Origin of the sequence: Planctopirus hydrillae (assembly GCF_001707835.1) — a bacterium.
Taxonomy (GTDB): domain Bacteria; phylum Planctomycetota; class Planctomycetia; order Planctomycetales; family Planctomycetaceae; genus Planctopirus; species Planctopirus hydrillae.
On sequence record NZ_LYDR01000027.1, the window covers coordinates 10,001 to 26,853 of the forward strand.

General features: G+C 53.8%; 13 protein-coding genes and 1 tRNA gene. 9 read left to right on the forward strand and 5 right to left on the reverse strand.

Features of this window, described 5'->3' with window-relative positions:
• Positions 1–48: 48 nt before the first annotated feature.
• Both A6X21_RS01695 and A6X21_RS01700 read right to left on the reverse strand, forming a co-directional pair.
• A tRNA-Ile gene (locus A6X21_RS01695) sits at positions 49–122 on the reverse strand.
• Positions 123–402: 280 nt separating this feature from the next.
• On the reverse strand, positions 403–1,530 hold the full coding sequence (locus A6X21_RS01700) for a Gfo/Idh/MocA family oxidoreductase (protein WP_068845623.1): 1,128 nt from the start codon (positions 1,528–1,530) through the stop codon (positions 403–405).
• Between the two features lie 348 nt (positions 1,531–1,878).
• On the opposite strand from A6X21_RS01700, the gene A6X21_RS01705 reads away from it, so the two are divergent.
• The 4 genes from A6X21_RS01705 to xerC all read left to right on the forward strand — a co-directional run bounded on the left by A6X21_RS01705 (position 1,879) and on the right by xerC (position 5,668).
• Positions 1,879–3,012 carry a methyl-accepting chemotaxis protein gene (locus tag A6X21_RS01705; RefSeq protein ID WP_068845625.1) on the forward strand — a complete coding sequence of 378 codons (1,134 nt, stop codon included), beginning with the start codon at positions 1,879–1,881 and terminating at the stop codon, positions 3,010–3,012.
• A gap of 221 nt (positions 3,013–3,233) precedes the next feature.
• Positions 3,234–4,256 (forward strand): hypothetical protein, encoded by a 1,023-nt coding sequence (locus tag A6X21_RS01710; RefSeq protein WP_131818138.1) that lies wholly within the window; start codon positions 3,234–3,236, stop codon positions 4,254–4,256.
• Between the two features lie 202 nt (positions 4,257–4,458).
• Entirely contained in the window at positions 4,459–4,698 is a 240-nt protein-coding gene (locus A6X21_RS01715; RefSeq protein ID WP_013110602.1) for a hypothetical protein, read from the forward strand.
• A gap of 61 nt (positions 4,699–4,759) precedes the next feature.
• A complete protein-coding gene (gene xerC / locus A6X21_RS01720) occupies positions 4,760–5,668 on the forward strand; it encodes a tyrosine recombinase XerC (protein WP_068845629.1) in 909 nt (302 codons plus the stop codon).
• Positions 5,669–5,772: 104 nt separating this feature from the next.
• Here the strand turns inward: xerC and A6X21_RS01725 are convergent, their stop codons facing one another.
• Entirely contained in the window at positions 5,773–7,779 is a 2,007-nt protein-coding gene (locus A6X21_RS01725) for a S1C family serine protease (RefSeq protein ID WP_068845631.1), read from the reverse strand.
• 551 nt (positions 7,780–8,330) lie between these two features.
• On the reverse strand, positions 8,331–9,530 hold the full coding sequence (locus tag A6X21_RS01735) for a Gfo/Idh/MocA family protein (RefSeq protein ID WP_205847371.1): 1,200 nt from the start codon (positions 9,528–9,530) through the stop codon (positions 8,331–8,333).
• Between the two features lie 47 nt (positions 9,531–9,577).
• Here A6X21_RS01735 and A6X21_RS01740 point away from each other — a divergent pair, with 47 nt between their 5' ends.
• Entirely contained in the window at positions 9,578–9,814 is a 237-nt protein-coding gene (locus A6X21_RS01740; RefSeq protein ID WP_068845633.1) for a hypothetical protein, read from the forward strand.
• A 147-nt stretch (positions 9,815–9,961) separates the two neighbouring features.
• On the forward strand, positions 9,962–10,492 hold the full coding sequence (locus A6X21_RS01745) for a hypothetical protein (RefSeq protein WP_068845634.1): 531 nt from the start codon (positions 9,962–9,964) through the stop codon (positions 10,490–10,492).
• Positions 10,493–10,589: 97 nt separating this feature from the next.
• Here the strand turns inward: A6X21_RS01745 and A6X21_RS01750 are convergent, their stop codons facing one another.
• On the reverse strand, positions 10,590–11,813 hold the full coding sequence (locus A6X21_RS01750) for a THUMP-like domain-containing protein (RefSeq protein ID WP_068845635.1): 1,224 nt from the start codon (positions 11,811–11,813) through the stop codon (positions 10,590–10,592).
• Positions 11,814–12,053: 240 nt separating this feature from the next.
• Between A6X21_RS01750 and A6X21_RS01755 the strand changes: the two genes are divergently transcribed.
• The 3 genes from A6X21_RS01755 (at position 12,054) to prfB (ending at position 16,801) form a co-directional block, all read left to right on the forward strand.
• Positions 12,054–12,986 carry an energy-coupling factor ABC transporter permease gene (locus A6X21_RS01755; RefSeq protein WP_068845640.1) on the forward strand — a complete coding sequence of 311 codons (933 nt, stop codon included), beginning with the start codon at positions 12,054–12,056 and terminating at the stop codon, positions 12,984–12,986.
• A gap of 56 nt (positions 12,987–13,042) precedes the next feature.
• The gene (locus A6X21_RS01760; RefSeq protein WP_068845641.1) at positions 13,043–15,439 is read left to right on the forward strand and encodes a serine/threonine protein kinase; all 2,397 of its coding nucleotides are present in this window, start codon (positions 13,043–13,045) and stop codon (positions 15,437–15,439) included.
• A 242-nt stretch (positions 15,440–15,681) separates the two neighbouring features.
• Positions 15,682–16,801 (forward strand): peptide chain release factor 2 gene (gene prfB, locus A6X21_RS01765; protein WP_205847372.1). Its coding sequence is split into 2 segments (ribosomal slippage): positions 15,682–15,750 and positions 15,752–16,801, totalling 1,119 coding nucleotides; the frame shifts between segments, so codons are not numbered across the junction.
• Positions 16,802–16,853 lie beyond the last annotated feature (52 nt).

Consider the following 16,853-nt stretch of genomic DNA (forward strand, 5'->3'; position numbering starts at 1 on the left):
AGGCTGCTCGATCAAATCTGACTCAGAAGTCACCGAAACAACTTCTGATGGGCGTGCGTGGATTCGAACCACGGACCTCAGCCTTATCAGGGCTGCGCTCTAACCAACTGAGCTACACGCCCGAATTCCAATTCACCAGTGTCGCCATCAGTGAATGTTTTCTTCGGACCACCGCATTTTGCTGACTGCTCCCCCGACTGTCCAGCGTACAGCCAAGTTTTGCGATTTCCCGGCAAAACCTACTGCAGATCATGCCGTATGCGTTTGTGCGACTTCTCGTAATGAGTATGCCGGAAAAAATGAATATTCACCCTTGGCAGCTCAATCATTTCAGCCAAACGGCTTCGAGAAACCACCCTGCTCATTGCCTTGTACACAGAAAGAACAGAAAGCAAATGGGCATCAGTGGTTCGGGAGTTCCTGAGATTCCCAGGAGAGATTTCTGAGAAGTTGCCGGAAGCGCAGGATCTGGCTTAACTCCGGGACGGGGAGCAATCCCCCAATCGATCTGCGGATAAACTGATCAAGCATCAGGACATGTGCCGGGCGCTCGCCACTCAGATCCTCACAATTCGCAACTCCAGCCTGAGGAGTCCAGGTCAGTTCTGTCGTTGAGGAAAATTGAGAAACACCATTGGCAAATGTGAGCCGAGCTCGAATCTCAGGCCGTCTTTTTTCGTCACAAGATAATTCGCCATATGATGTTACAACTTCTCTCCGAAAGGTCAGGCTGAGAGGGGCTGCCGTTTTTCCCGCATCTTCACCAGTATCTCTGGCTGGTTTTGATGACGGCGCTGGAGGCCGAAACATCGCTGATAAGTGGCTCCCTTCCCTGCCCCACCAGGGCCACCACAATTCTTTCTCTGCGTTTGCAGTTTCACTCAGGAGTTGTGGTACAGCGGATGGAGTCTTTTCCAGCATGAAAGAATCGCGCCTGGCGACAAGAGCGTGAGGCGTTCGGCCAAACAGCACCTGCGAAGCATCGAGCCATTCGATCAATTCGCGTTCAGCCAGATATTGGTGGCGAGCCTCTCGATCTGATGAAATTGCGGGGAGAAAAATCTCGATGTGCCGGGCGGGACCCAGTTCGGTTGCTGAAAGTTCTCTTAAACGGCGGAGAACTGGCTGAAAACGGGCTTCAAAATCGACCATCAAGGTGGTGCCGATATCGTCGGCCAGTTCTGCAATTCGCTGAAGCTCAGCCTCACTTAACCGTTCCCAGTCAAAGATCAGGCAATCTTTTCTCCGCATGGTCAGCAGTTCGATGATGCTGGATTTCATCCAGCCAGCATCACAGATAATCACACCATCGATGTCTGGTCTTTCTGAAAGAGCAGTGATCGAGGGAAGGCAATCGGCCTTAAATTCTGAGGCGACGGCGACCGACCTCGTGCGCACTTCATCAAAAACGCCCGCGATTTTAACTCGATCACGAAATTCCTGGATCGCTGGTTTTACTCGGCTCTCCCAGAGTTCACCGATCCCGACGAGGGCCACTGAGATCGTTCCTCGTCGAGGCCTGGACGTCATGGGTGGCTCTGTTCTCCCGACTGAAACTCTGTTCTTTCATCCCCCGGCCCGTGACGGAAGACGGCGCAAACCTTTGCTGAACGGCAATTATGCGTGCAACGCACGGTAAACACCAGCTTTAGATTTCTTCAAGCATGCAAACGAAACGTCTGAGTCATCAAATCAGAAAAGGGTCATTCGTTGCGACCGCTAAAACCCTGTTCACTGTCATCTTCCTTTCAGAACTCAGCCACAGATTAGGCAAGACTTGAAGAGAACCAGCACTTTCTGCCGACATTTGCGAACGTGCAGCGAAATCACTGCATTTCTTTGGGCCATTTGTTTAGAGACAAGCTCGAGTGAATCCAAATGTACACAAGCCTTGCCTCATCAACGCAGTTCCAGACAACCACGCTTGAGAATCTATCGGGGGATTCTCCAGCCAACGAGATTTCCAGCCCCAGCCGAATTGCTGAATTAGCACAGGAAATTCTCGGGCATCTGGGAAATGCATCGCAAGAAATCGCCACTCTGAATGATGAAACGCGATTCTTATCGATCAATGCCCGAATTGAGGCAGCTCGTGCGGGGGGCCGCATTGGAGCTGCATTTGGAGTTGTGGCCCAGGCGATTCAGGACCTTTCTGGCAAAACCACGACCGTGGCCCGCACTCTTTCAGAACGTACCGGGGCGGCACTGAGTGAATTGGCACGCATCAGTACTTGCCTGGGCACGAAAATGCAGGGCGAAAAACTGACCAGCATTGCCGACCACATTATTGATGTGATCGACCGCAATTTGTACGAGCGGACTTGCGATTGCCGCTGGTGGGCCGCTGATGAGAGTCTCGTGAATGCCTTCGGTCAGTCTTCGCAGCAGGGGTTTACCCATGCGAGTCGGCGACTGGGGGTGATTCTTGACTCCTATACAGTCTACATTGATCTGGTTCTGTGTGATCTTTCTGGACAAGTCGTGGCCCATGGTCGGCCTGCCCAGTTCTGTTCTCAAGGGATGATCTGCAGGCAATCACCCTGGTTCCGACGAGCTATAGAAACGCGGGATGCCACTGAATTTGCCTTCGAATCTGTGCATCATTCCCATCTGGTATCGAACAGGAAAGTGCTGGTTTATGCCGGGGTTGTGAGAGAAGACGGCCAATTGAATGGTAAACCTCTGGGCGTGCTTGGTGCCCTGTTTGATTGGGAGTCGCTGGGCCAGAAGCTCGTCGAAGACTTGCCCCTCGATCATGATGAGATGCAAAGAACCCGCTGCCTGCTGATTGACCAGAACGACATGATTCTGGCAGATTCCAAAAGACAGTCAGTCGGTGAACCCCTGAATTTGTTGGCCGGTCGGGAATTCCTCAGTCGATCGCGGGGCTTTCAGGAATTCATCATCGATGGCGAACGCACGCTACTGGCTTTTTCCACATCCCGTGGTTTCGAAACCTACGCCACAGGATGGAAATGCGTCATCATGCACCGTCTGGATGACCTCGCCTGAACCCAGTCTGATCGAAGTCATCTCAGGTAAGTCACTATCACCTCCAGGTTTGCCACTGCCCATAAGACTCCCGGATGGCCTTCCTAAGTTTTACTGATTCTGCCTGACGGCTGACTTTGCCGATTTCTCAAGTTTCTCGTTATGGAAGCTGGCAAATCCTGAGCAGGATTGATGGGGCTGTAACGAATATGCCGATTCTCCTGCCAAGGAGTGCTGGCAGAGTGGCAAAAGAACCTATCGATTCCCAATCGGCTGAGGCGGCTCATCTGAAAATGAGTGCTCCAGCCCCTTCGTGCCTGCCGCCAGAATCTGGCATGAGCCTGACTCGCCGAGAATGGCTGTTAGGAATGATGGCTCTTCCTGCCGCTGGTTGTGTGATGATAGAAGTGGGGGTCACCAATCCCATCGTGGGGCTCACCACTGTGGCGATTGCTCCCTTTTTCAATGTGAGTCAGGAACCTGTGGTTGATGGGCGACAATTTGCACTCGCCTACTTTGCAGAACTGCAGAAAACTCCGGGTTTTCAAGTCGTGCCTGTCGGGATCACCGAACAGGCCATCCGCCAGAATCGCCTCGAAATGGATAGCCCCCTCGACGTCCTGAAGCTCAGTGAACTGCTGCATGTGGATGCCGTGGTCGTAGGAGCTGTGACCGATTATTCGCCATATTACCCGCCACGTGTCGGCCTGCAGGTTTCCTGGTACTCGGCGAAACCATGGACTTTCGAACCTGGCCCACCGGTTGATCCTTCGGCTCGTAAAGCCGTTCTCGATGCCCAGAAAGCCGAACGCAAAGCTCTTAAAGAAAGCAAAAAGTCGGGAAAATCATCCTTCTGGCCATGGAGTGAGAGCGAAACCTGCGAGCCAGTTCCGCCGACGACGTCAGGCCCTGCCCCTTTGCTGTCTCCGGAAGCTCAAACACGAGGACAATCGCCAGAGTCCCAACTCAGCAACGACATGTCCTACGCCGCGCCTATGCCTGTGAGTATGCCGACGTTTGATCCCACGCGACCACTGATGTCTTACACACGATTGTTCGACGGAGCCGACAGCCGGGTGGTTGCCAATCTCCGGGATTATGTCGAACTGAGTGGCGACCTCAGGGCCGGTGGCTGGGAGGCTTATCTGCAGCGCAGTGACGATTTCATTCGCTTCACATCGTATCTGATGATTGTCGAAATGCTGCAACTGCACGGCGGAGAAGCCCGTCGAAGGATCGTGGTCAAAAAGCGTAAGTACAAATAAATCAGGGTCTTTCGCATCGGGAAACCTGTTGAGCTGAGCCGCGGGATGACCTGAGGTTTACCACATAAAACTGGTTGAAACTCTTGAAATCTCCAATATCCCCCGAGCTGATTCGCCGATAGGACAGAAGGGGCATTTCGAACAGACCGTTCGATTTTGTGTCCTTCTTGTGATCGCTGCACCTTCCGCGAAAGCTCAAGGAATGTCGAAATCACTGCATGTTCTGGCCATGGTCAAAGGGGATGAACGCTATGTATTTCTATACGACCCGCAGAGCATTGAGCAGTTAATTGACCAGCTTGGCAAGTACGCCAGTGACCCGGATCTGGATTTCACCTGGTACGACGCAGCCATTCTGGCTGAAAAGGTACGAGGCCAGCAGACAACACTTAAAGGGCCACATACCGCGACCCACCGCTGGTCAAAACATATGACCGAATAGCACCCGAGTTCGTCAGGTATTCATTCAGGTGCCTGTGATCAACTTCTTGTTGAGACGCCCTATGCATGCGGCTGAAGACCGATTTCTGCGGTACCTGCAGATCGAACGAAATGCTTCTGAGCTGACATTGAAATCGTATGCAGAAGATTTCGGCAGCCTGCATGACTATCTCACTGAACGGGTGGGCCACATCACAGAACCTGGACAGTTGGGGATCTCCGAGCTGCGAGGGTATGTCGCTTACCTGAACGAGTGCGGCTATGCCAAAACGACAATTGCCCGAAGGTTGGCTTCACTCAGATCGTTCTTCCGCTTCTGCCAGCGTGAGCAGTTAGTCGAAGGAAATCCCGCCAAGGCCCTGCGCACACCTCGAGTGGGCCGCAAGCTGCCCAAATTCCTGACGACTGAACAGATTGTCAAACTCCTCGAAGCACCTCCGGCCAATGAGGTTGATGGACTGCGAGACCGCGCCATTCTGGAAACCTTTTATTCAGCGGGTCTTCGCGTGGCAGAACTCGTCGGCTTGAATCTCGACGACTGGGATCAGGATGCCCAGATTCTCCATGTGTTTGGTAAGGGCAAAAAGGAACGGATTGCCCCTTTAGGTAAGCACGCGACAAAAGCCCTCGAAAACTGGGTGGCTGTCCGTCAGCCAGAAGAGGCGGCTCCCCCCCAATTGAAAAACGCTCTCTTTCTCAATCGGTTTGGAACCAGACTCACGACCCGCAGTGTGGGCCGGATGCTCGAAAAGTATATTCAATTGACTGGACTCGATCAGTTGATTTCACCTCATACACTCCGACATACCTTTGCCACTCATCTGCTCGACGGTGGTGCCGATTTAAGGGCGGTTCAAGAGATGCTGGGCCATAAAAGTCTGACAACCACGCAGATTTACACACACGTGAGCACTCAACGCTTGAAAGATACCTATCAGCAGGCACATCCTCACGCCAAACTTCAAGACTGAACGGCTCTGAAAAGCCTCAGAAAGACAACAGCCAACGAAATCACCGCTTGGAAAAGCAGTTCCAGGCGGTGATCTCATTTTTCAGTCAATGTCTGCGAATCGAATTAAGAATCCTGTTTCACCTCAGGCTTTGTATCAGCAGATGACTTATCGTCACCGGAAGATTTCTCTCCCGATTTCTCCCCCGATTTGTCTCCCGATTTTTCATCTGACTTTTCTCCGGACTTTTCCTCTTCCGCTTTCTTGGCATCTCTCTGAGCTTTCTGATATGCCGTCTGGAAGGTCGCGAAGAACTTCGTGAGATTCTCATTCGCCCCACGCGGGAAGTTGCCTGTCGCAAGTGCCTGAGCACTGATCGTTCCCAGAGACATCTCGTTTTTCCACACGACGTTGAGCTTATCCACCCGGCGTTCAGCTTCCTGGTCGAACACGATCAACTCGGCCCGCACAAACAATTCTTGTGTCCCGGAATTTGTTCCCCCTTTGCGAGAACGCCTTAAATCGAGATGTACGAGCATGACCGAGGCATCGTCGGAGGGATCATCGACGAACGAAAGATCAATGCCGCACTTCTCAACAATTGATTCTGATCTCTGAACAATTCGCCCCCAGATATTTCCCGTTGGATCGAGGATCACAGCCCGGTAGCGAGCCATATTGATGGGGAAGATTTCCGTCACGTTCGCAAAGAGCCTGGCACCACGGGCTGTGCCAATCTCATTCTTCGCAGCCAGACGCTGCTGGGCGATCGAAGGTTTCTCCTGGAGTTCGGGCACGGCATCGAGAGGCTTATTTTTCTCCGGTGCTGCATCCATCGCCTCATAAATGTCTTTGGAAGAGATGGCAAAGTTCAGGTTTTGGCCGACCGAATACTGCATCGTATTCATCCCAACCACACTGCCAAACATATCGACCAGCGGGCCACCGCTGTTCCCTGGAGAGATTGGCGAAGTCGTCTGGAGCCACATCCCTTCAGTTTTTGTGCTGGAATCAAGTTCATCCGCTTTACGGATACTGCTGATAATCCCCTCAGACGCCGTAAATGAGAGACCAATCGGTGCACCAAACGCCGCCGTCGAAATCCCTTTGTCAGGGATCAATTTACTGACAGGCAGCGGATGGAGCTTATCGACGGGCAGGTTGACGGTCACAATGGCAATGTCTTTCGTGGGAATCAACAGCTTGACCCCCGTGACTTCTCCTTTGGTTCCATCGGCCAGGCGGACCGTGGCCTTGCTGGCCCCCTGAATCACATGGACATTGGTAACGACAGTCCCTTCTTTATCGATGACAAAACCACTTCCCTGCCCCCCACCATCTTTACCGCTGGTGGTAATCACAACCACAGAGGGCTCGACTCGCTTGATCAGCTCGGGAAGCTCCAGTTTGGTGATTGATGGCAAATCAAAATCCGACTTTCGGATCTTGGCTTTGGCATCGGTCGAGGCATCTCCTCCTGCGCTGCCAGTTGCCGCAGGTGTCCCCGAGGTCGAGGCGACTGCCGATTTTTCAGCGCTTCCCCCCGTAGCTGCACTCCCCCCAGCCGCGGCATTACCTGGAGCCGCATCTGCCACGGCCGCGTTACCTCCAGATCCAGCCTCACCGGCTGGGGCAGGCATCGGTGTCGGTGAAGTGGCTGCAGGAGCAGACTGTGTGTGAGCCGGTGGAGTCGTCGAGCCACTTGCCATGGCGGTCGTTTCGGCCACAGGAGTGGTGGCTGCAGGAGTACTCCCTGCCGAAGTTGATGTACTCGCGGGGGTCGATGTCACAGGGACAGGAGAAGTCCCCCCCGATGACGCCACAATCGGTACCGCGGATCCAGCAGTCGCCGGGGAGGGTGTGGCAGCAACTGCTGGTGCCGGATTCACAGGAACTGGATTGGCGCGAAGTGCCAGTACAGCAACGGCAGCTACAACCACCAGAGCGACGCCGCCACCCACCACAACAGGAACCGGAACGCCATTACCTCCAGAAGATTTTCCACCGGAACGACCGCTGGCGCTGGCAATTGTCACTTCATTGCATTGCGAGCAGCGAACCTTTTTCCCCAGTTTTTCTTCAGCCACCATAAAGGGTTGAAAACATGACTGACAGGTCACACGGACTTTCATAGCCCAATCCCCATACCTCAATGAACGTCAAGAATTTCGTAAGACAACCAAACAAACCGCAATACGATCGATTTCTGAATTGAGTAATCTGCCAACCTGACTCCAGGTTTTCAATCAAAATCTGTACACATTCGCACTAAAATTTTAATCGACGAATACGCACGGCATCAACGGTTCAGTCGAAACAGTTACGTGACTCGTTTCGACTGTCACAGGTTCACAGAAGCCTGAGTGCTGACACTCTCAGTGAATCGCCTAATTCGTCCATTGCCTTATCGCCCCTGTGCAAAACGAATAACTCATTGACAAATTCACACAAAGAGTCGCCTTTCACCCCGGATCTGTCTCCATCAGGCGAAATCCATGCCAGTGAACATCAGATTCTGAGTTCCGCATTTGTTCTGAATATTGAATGCGATTCCTTTCTCCATGCTCCTTGATAATAAAAGCCGCCTGTGCAACGGGTTTGTCACACAGGCGGCTGTGATGTGCTTCATTTCGATGAGTGTCTGCCGACCTCATAAAACCTGACAACTGTCGACTTGGGTGCCTTACTTACGGGCAGCCTGATGCTGCAAAGGTAGCCACGCACCATTTTCGCGGCTGCTGGCCACACTTTGCTGAATGAAATACATCCCTTCGACACCGTCGTAGACGTTCGGGTAAATCGTATTTTTCGTCTCAAAAAATTTGCCTTCGATTCGCAGAATCATGGCATCGAATGCGGCACGATAGATATTGGCAAAAGCCTCGAAAAAGGCTTCGGGATGCCCACTGGGGAGTCGGCAGGAGGACTTTGCCAGGGGCAGGAGATACGGAGCATTCGGATCTCGGGTGTAGATCTGGTGTGCCGACCCGTTGCGACGGACAATCAATTCATTGGGATTTTCCTGCCGCCACTGAATCGCACCTTTGGTTCCGTCAACTTCAATCGTCACATCATTTTCCCGTCCATGGGTCACCTGGCTGGCTGTAACTGTCCCCAGAGCACCATTTTCAAACTGAATCACCGCGTGACCGTAATCGTCCAGAGCGCGACCTGTTTCGAAGGTTCTCAGGTGGCAGGAAATCTGCCTGGGCAATAATCCCGAAATATATCGACCCAGGTTATAGGCATGAGTACCAATATCACCAAAGCAGCCAGCAGCACCTGATCGTGTAGGGTCAGTCCGCCAGGCGGCCTGCTTCTGATCGGAAGCTTCCAGCCGGGTTCGCAACCAGCCCTGAATGTAGTTGGAGCGAATACACTGAATCTCACCCAACTCCCCATTCTGCACCATTTCGCGGGCCTGACGCACCAGCGGATACCCCGTGTAATTATGGGTTACAGCAAAGACAACACCCGACTTTTCGACAAGCTTCTGTAACTCTTCGGCCTGAGCCAGATCGAATGTCATTGGCTTGTCGCAGACGACATTGAAACCCGCTTCGACAGCCGCCTTGGCGACGGGAAAGTGCATGTGATTCGGTGTCGCAATCGTTAGAAAGTCAATGCGTTCCGTGGCTGGTTTGGCCAGCTCACTGTCGATTAACTCCTGATAGGATGCATAAGCCCGATCTTGTGGAATGTCATAACCGGCTGCCGAAGACTTGGCCCGAATGGGGTCTGAAGACAAAGCTCCCGCCACGAGGGCAGCCCGATTGTCGAGGACAGCAGCCGTTGCATGCACACGACCGATAAATGATCCCGAACCCCCACCCACCAGGGCCATCCGGAGTTTACGATTCAAGCTGCCATTCGTGGTGTCCATGTTTCTGGTCTTTCCGTGCTGAGAGAATCAAAACCGGGAGAATCAAAATGCCATCAGGCCCTGCACCCACTCCACGACCGACTTCCCATTCCTGCCGCGAAATTGTCGGGCAATCGATCGAGGGACTGAAATCTACAGAAGCTCTCGCAGGATATCTTTCAGCGAGAACAATCGCCACAGGTCAGCCTGCATCGTGCCGACTTGCCTTGAATGATCCGCCATCGCGGATTGCTCAACCGCGATACGAGCTGGATCGTTCGTTAGGTAAAAGTTCCCTTCTCTGAGGGCCGTGAATTCTGCCTAGTCCTCCAAAAGCCCCAGAATTCCATGCAGATTCATAGTTTCCAGCTCGACCATGTTGTGAGTATATTGCCTTTGTCATTTCTCAGTTGAGTTCTCGATACACCCCGTCACTATGGAGTCCTCCTAATATGATGCTGTTCAATGATCCGGCCCCGTCCCGCCCTGCTGCCTCCAACAAACTCCCCTGGCTGGTTGCAGGAATTTTTCTGGGAATGGCCATCTCTTCATTCTGGCCTGCTGAACAGGTGCAGGCTCGAGGGACAGACCGCACGGATAAATTCGCCATCACGACAGCCACCACCGGCTTTCAGAACCCGGATACCATTTTTGTCCTCGATTTTCTGACAGGCCGACTGGTGGGTGCGTTGTTGAACCAGCAGTCGGCACAATTCACGAACTTTTACTTCCGCAGTATTGCCGCTGATTTTGGTCTCGACCCAGCGGCCAAGCCTCAGTTCGTCATCATGTCTGGCGACGGAAATCTCACCACACGAGGTGGGCCACAGATTTCGACGGGTGTCGTCTACATCGGTGAAATGACGACCGGCAAAGTGGTCGCCTATCGCTATCCATTTCAACTCGCGCCCAAGCCTTTGCCACCCACGACACTGCAGCCATTTGCTTTCTTCAGCTTCCGCGATGTCGCTCCTCAGGAATAGTTTTCGCTGAATGTCCTGAAGTTCATTGCGAGAATTTCCAACGCTGCAGTCATGGATGACCAGACTGCAGCGTTGCTGTTTTCCATCGCAGAATTTGCTAGACCTTCGAGACAGCCGACTGGCTGCGATAACTTAAGCGACGCGCCAGAACATGGCTGGTCTTCCCGGCAATACGAGCGACGAAGAGAACACCGGCAGGCCCGTTCCCTAAAGGGAGTTTCTTCCGCAGTTGATTGGCATCCACGCGAACATGGCGGCACTTAATCTCCAGTTCGCGATAACCACGTTCTCGAATAGCCGCTTTCAATTCTCGCTCGTTTCCGCTCACAATCTGTTCAATTTCAAACGTTTGCACAAACGGGCTCAGTGTGGGCTCAGATCCCGTCAGATACTCTTCGGCGTCATCCAATCGCCACAGATCCAACTGATCTGCCATCACATCAACTAAGCCAGATCGCACGACGGCCGGATCCGGATCAAAGATATAGCGTCCTGGTGGTTCAACCCGAGTCATCACACTGAGCGGGTGACCGGCCAGGCTGGCACCTTCGGGCAAGATGGTCGCGCGAAAAGGGGCTTCTCCGGCTAACTCCCCAAACCAGACCGTAGCTTCTTTGCATTCTCCACTGAGGCTGATCAGTTCAATTTCGGCATCGGGAAACTTACCACCAAAGTTGCTGGCGGGTGAAAGCTTGATGGCACCTCCACGCGATTGCTGCATGATGTTCTGCAGTACTTCGAGTGGTGGTGCGAGATCCTCTATTCGCTGAATTCGTCCACTGAGACCTTTCGACAACAGATCGGGCCGACGGTCCGGGTCAATGTGAACCCACTTGTTCGAGATGTCGATTGTCTCGGCCAGACCCTGCTGAAATTCGATCTTTTGGTCGACGCCATAGACCTCGGCATTCCACTGGAGTCGAACCAGTTGGAGAGGATTGGAATCGACAGCCACAATGGGGCCGCGTGCTGCCAGGGCGATCGCATCTCCGCCGGCTCCACTGCATAAATCAACCACTGTTTCGCCCACAGGAAATCGCCTGGCTTTATGCCTGGCAATCGCTTCCGTTGTGGTCTGTTCGAGCGATTTCCGGTCAAACCAGAGCCTGGAGGCCAATTCAAAACGTCCCTGAGCCCGTTGCCGCAGATCAGCTACCAGCATGGCTAATGTCACCAGTTCGGCGGGGTACTCTCTCCGCAAAAGTTCCTGACGTCGAAACTCTGGCCCTTCGATTTCCGCCAGGCGTTGAAAAATCTTGGGCAATTCTTTCAGCCGCCGCCAGCGTTCCCACTCGATCTGTTCATCAGCCGTGAAATTCAAACGTGCCTACTCCAACAGGTGAGGGATCAACAGTAGATTCGGGATCAAAGGGAGTTGAGGGATCAAGCGCCCATGGCCTCCAAGCACAGTATGCTGATCGAGGGCAGTGGCTTCCAGCATAGGGAGTGCTTCCAGAGTTCTGAGCTTCCTGATATCTTCTAGCGGTCGTAATGACATCATTGCCTGGTTGATGAGAATTCATTCAGAAGCCTGCCATTCTTTCAGACGGATCAATTCGCGATGCATGTTCCAGATGGTGTTCTTTCTCCTTTGCTGTGCCTGAGCACTGTTCCCCTCGCGAGTGCTGCAGTCGCCTTCAGTTTATGGAACTGGCGGAAAGAACTTCTCCGTCAACCCACAGCGACTCCGTCCATCCTGCAGGCCGCAGGTGTGGGATGTGCGATTTTTGCCATGCAGATGTGCAACTTCGCAATCCCTGGTCAGGGTTTTTCCGGCCATCTGATGGGCGGAGCCCTGGCGACGATTCTCTTGGGCCCCTGGGCAGCCTGTCTGATCATGGCCGTCATTCTGACGATTCAGGCCAGCCTCTTTGGAGACGGCGGACTTTCGGCTTTAGGTATCAACATTCTCAACATGGGAGTGATCCCTGTGGCCATCACAGCCTTCATGCTGCAGAAGCTCCCAGCTTCGGCAACAGGATCGCTGGCTCTGCGTGCCTTGACCTGGTTCTCGGTCTCGGCCCTGAGTGTCATGGCAGCGGTCCTGGCACTGGGTGTGCAACTGGCTCTGGGTGCAACAGCCACGATCAACGGGACACAGACGGCTCTTCTGCTCCTGCAGACGCATGTCCCCATTGCTCTTGGCGAAGGAATGATCACAACTTTACTGGCTGCCATCGTGCTGCCCTATGAAGCCACAACTCGAGTCCGCATTCTGTTTGTGCTGGCTCTATGTATCCTGCCACTGACTCCCACAGCTTCGATCCTGCCCGATGGTCTTGAAGCCACCGGCGAGATTGCCGGTTTTCTCGCAAGTGCACAGACATGGGAAACATGGCTGCCGGACTACACCATACCTGGGTTGGTGACTCCCTACTGGTCAACAGCACTGGCAGGTCTGGTGGGTCTTGCGACCACAGCATCTGCCCTGCTCCTGCTGGCGGAAATGATTGTGATCGGCCAAAAATCAACTCGTCAGCCGCTGGAGTCTTGACCACCAGTTGAACTTCAATTGATCGACAGGTTGAGTTGTGGAAAGGAATCCACCTCGTGCGAGAACCGCCATCCAGCGATCTCCTCATGCAGCTTGAGCGGCTGGGAATTTCCTCAGCCAGTGCGCTGGTGATCTCGCGTCGAGTGATGCAACGCCTGTCAGATGACCTCCCGGCATTTGATGGCCTGTATCTCAATGAGTTCGTGCGTCGCAAGCTGCTGACGGCCTGGCAGGCCGAGCGCATTGAGGCCCGACAAACCGATTCGTTATTCGTTGGGAATTATCTTCTCAGGCGTCCTCTGGGGCAGCATCGTTCCCCCAAAGTCTTTGAAGCGCACCGCATCACCGATGGAGCGCGCGTCGCCCTTCGTGTGATCCACGCTGATGTCAACGAATTGCAACGCATCGAACAGGCTTTGCAGCGACTCGTCGCGGCACTGGCCTCGCCGATGAGTTCTCGACAACAACCCGCGAAATTCACCGTGGATCCTTCGACAATCGCCTGTCCGCAAGAGGTTTTTCGGATGGGTGACTGGAGTTCAACAGTTCCTCCTTCAGTTGGAACAACCCAGGCAACTCGGGAGCATTCCTCGGGACTGGCGGTCATCAGCCCTTTCGTGGAAGGCAGACCTTTGACGGAACTTCTGGTCCGTCGTGGCCGTTTCCCTGCAGCCGTTGTGCAGGCGATTGGCCACCAGTTGCTGCAAGCCCTGGCGACACTGGAGAGTCTTGGATTTTCGGAAGGTGCCCTTCGCCTGGAAAATCTCCGTCTCTCTTCTTCCAGCAGGAAGATCGTCCTCGTCGATCCGGGGATCGGGGGGATCCTGACTCCAGTGCTGAATCTGCACGATACTCCGCACCCGGCCGTCCTGGACCTTGCGGCACCCGAGCGATTCTCTCACCAGGCAGCGCCTTCGGCTCAAAGCGATCTCTATGCCGCAGGATGTCTCTGCTGGCAACTTCTGGCAGGACGGCCCCCTTTTCTGATGGGAGATCTTTTTCAACGTGTGGCGGCTCATCGGCAACGAGCCATACCTGATATTGCCGAGATTGCCCCTGAAGTTCTTCCCCAACAGGCAAAGGCGATTGCTTTGCTGACGCAAAAGAATCCTGCTGACCGGCCCGCTTCCATTCGCGAGGGACTCGAACTTTGGGGCCCGGGGCATGCCAGCATCCTCAGTCGGTTCGAAAAATCGTTTCGGGAGACCGTCCCCCATTTTGATCAAACTCATCCCAAACCCGCCGTATCGAGGGGATTGTGGGCTGCAGCCGTATTGCTGGTCGCGGTTGGCGTGCTGTTCACAGCCACCCGCAACCATTGGGATCATCTCTGGCTACTGGCCATTCCTGCCAAGGAGAACGCTGTTCAACAACAGGCGGCCACAGTTGCTTCCCCGGAAACAACCTCTGTTGTCCCGATAACGTCCGGTCAACAGCAATCGTATCTCCGGCTCTCAGCACACACGGCGATTATCCCGGGCAAACCACTTCCTGTCCCGTCGTCGACAGGGAGCCTGCTGCTCAATGAATCGACGAGCTATGAAGTGGCCGAGATTTCATTTGTCGGGGATCTCACTCTTGAGGCGGCTCCAGGCGTAACACCACAGATTGTCATCGGTCACGAACCACTCAAGATCACGGCAGACACGCTGCATCTGCGAGGAATTCGTTTTCTTTTCAAGCCAGATGTTTCGCAGGAAGACGCTTCCCGATTACTCATCACGTTGCGTGCTCGCAATCTCACGGTCACCGATTGTGAATTCATCCTGCCGAAGGATCCTGCGGGGCCAGCCCGTGCCGCTATTGCCTGGAGACCACCCGAGCAAAAAGATGCCACTGGTGGTGTGGCCCAGTTTGAACGGGTGCTGCAATCGGGCTCGGCGACTCTGCTCTATGCTGCGGAAACACCTCGAAAGGTCGTTTGCTCCCAGGTATTACAAAGCGAGTCTGCAGCGTTGGTCTCTTTGGGAAAATCAACTCGTCGCAGTGAGTTTCTGCTGCAAGTGAATCGCTGCACTTTGAGGGGCACAACCAGTTGGCTTGATTGTCAGGGCGAATTGGCGAGTCAGACTGGTTCCACACCCATCGAAATCGAAGCGATCGATACCGTCTGGTTACCTGCCCATGAATATGCGGCCATCCTCCGCTGGCGAACAGCTTCGGAATTGCGCGCTGATTGGAAAAACGCTGTGCGGATCTCTGGCGAAGGGACGATTCTGGTCGGACACCCGACAATCTGCCTGTGGGATGGATTGGCTGGCCAGACTCCTCAATTGCTGCCAGAGGAACCCACATCGATTCAGGGAGTCCTGTTCGGCGAAGTCACTTTTGCCGGGCCAGCTTCGGAAGACCCTGCCGATTCACAACTGGTCGACACTACGGCCCCGCTCTTCTCGGCTCAACTGCCAGGGATTGATGCTCAACAGTTTCGCAGAGCCACCGTTTCATATTAATAAAGTTCAAAGAGATGAAACCAAAGTGATGAAGCCCCATGAGGGGAATGAAAATGAAGCATTCGGCCTCCCCTACGCTTTCCTGCGAAATCCTGCTTTTGTGAAGTGAAACACACTCAATTCATCATTGAGGAACATCGTCACGCTTTTCTGTCTGCGTATGGTCGACTACTCTTTATCTGATGGCAGAAAATCATGGACTGCCCGACTCGACCGTTTGACTGGGACTGACTGAAGACGACATGGATAACGAACTGATTGCACAATCCAAAGAGCTGACATCTCGCATCCTCCAGCTCCGAGACTCTCTTTGACTACGATCAGTGGCAGGCACGAGTAGCGGAGATCAACGCAGCGATGTCTGCACCCGATTTCTGGGATCACCAGGAGAAGGCGCAGGGACTGGTAACCGAGTTACGTAACGTGAACGGGTCTTTGAAGCCGCTTCAGGAACTGATTGACGGGACTGAAGAGCTGGCGGTCTTGCGGGAATTTCTCGCGGAAGACGATTCGTCCGAATCACGTGACGAAATGGTCGGCCTGCTCGCTTCCCTGCAGGAAAAATTCCAGCAGGTCGAACTCAAGGCGATGATGAGTCGTCCCGAAGACCCCTGTTCGGCTTATCTGCAGATTCAAGCGGGCGAAGGAGGAACAGATGCCTCCGACTGGGCAGCCATGCTGTTGCGAATGTATACCCGCTGGGCTGAAGATCGTGGCTTTGAGACGGAACTGATTGAAATTTCCGAGGCGGAAGAAGCCGGTATTCGCAATGCCACACTGGCCATTCGTGGCGAGTACGTTTACGGCCTGCTAAGGGGTGAAACGGGAGTGCACCGCTTGATTCGTATCAGCCCGTTTGATGGAGCCGGTCGCCGTCAGACATCTTTCGCGGCTGTTGATGTGATCCCGGAACCGGATGACACGATTGACATCGATATCAACTGGGAAGATCCCAAGATCATCCGCGAAGATATCTTCAGGGCCAGTGGTGCGGGTGGTCAGCATGTGAATAAAACATCGTCGGCCATTCGTCTGACTCACTTGCCCACCAATACTGTGGTGCAGTGCCAGAACGAGCGCAGTCAGCACAAGAATCGCTCGTGGTGCCGCAAGATGCTGGTGGCCAAACTGCTGCAGCTCGAAACTGTCAAACGGGAAAACGAAGCGGCTCACAAACGAGGGCAGAAGTCCAAAATTGGCTTCGGTGGCGAAACCATTCGTAACTATGTCCTCAACCCGGAGCAATTTGTTAAGGATACTCGTACCAATCTGAAAGTTGGCACACCAATGCCCGTCCTCGACGGACGCATTGACGAGTTTCTGGAAGCCTATTTGCGCTGGGATATGGCCGAATCGGCGTAAGCCACGAGAGATTCACTTGCTAGAAAAAAGAGCACGCGCCACCAGCGCGTGC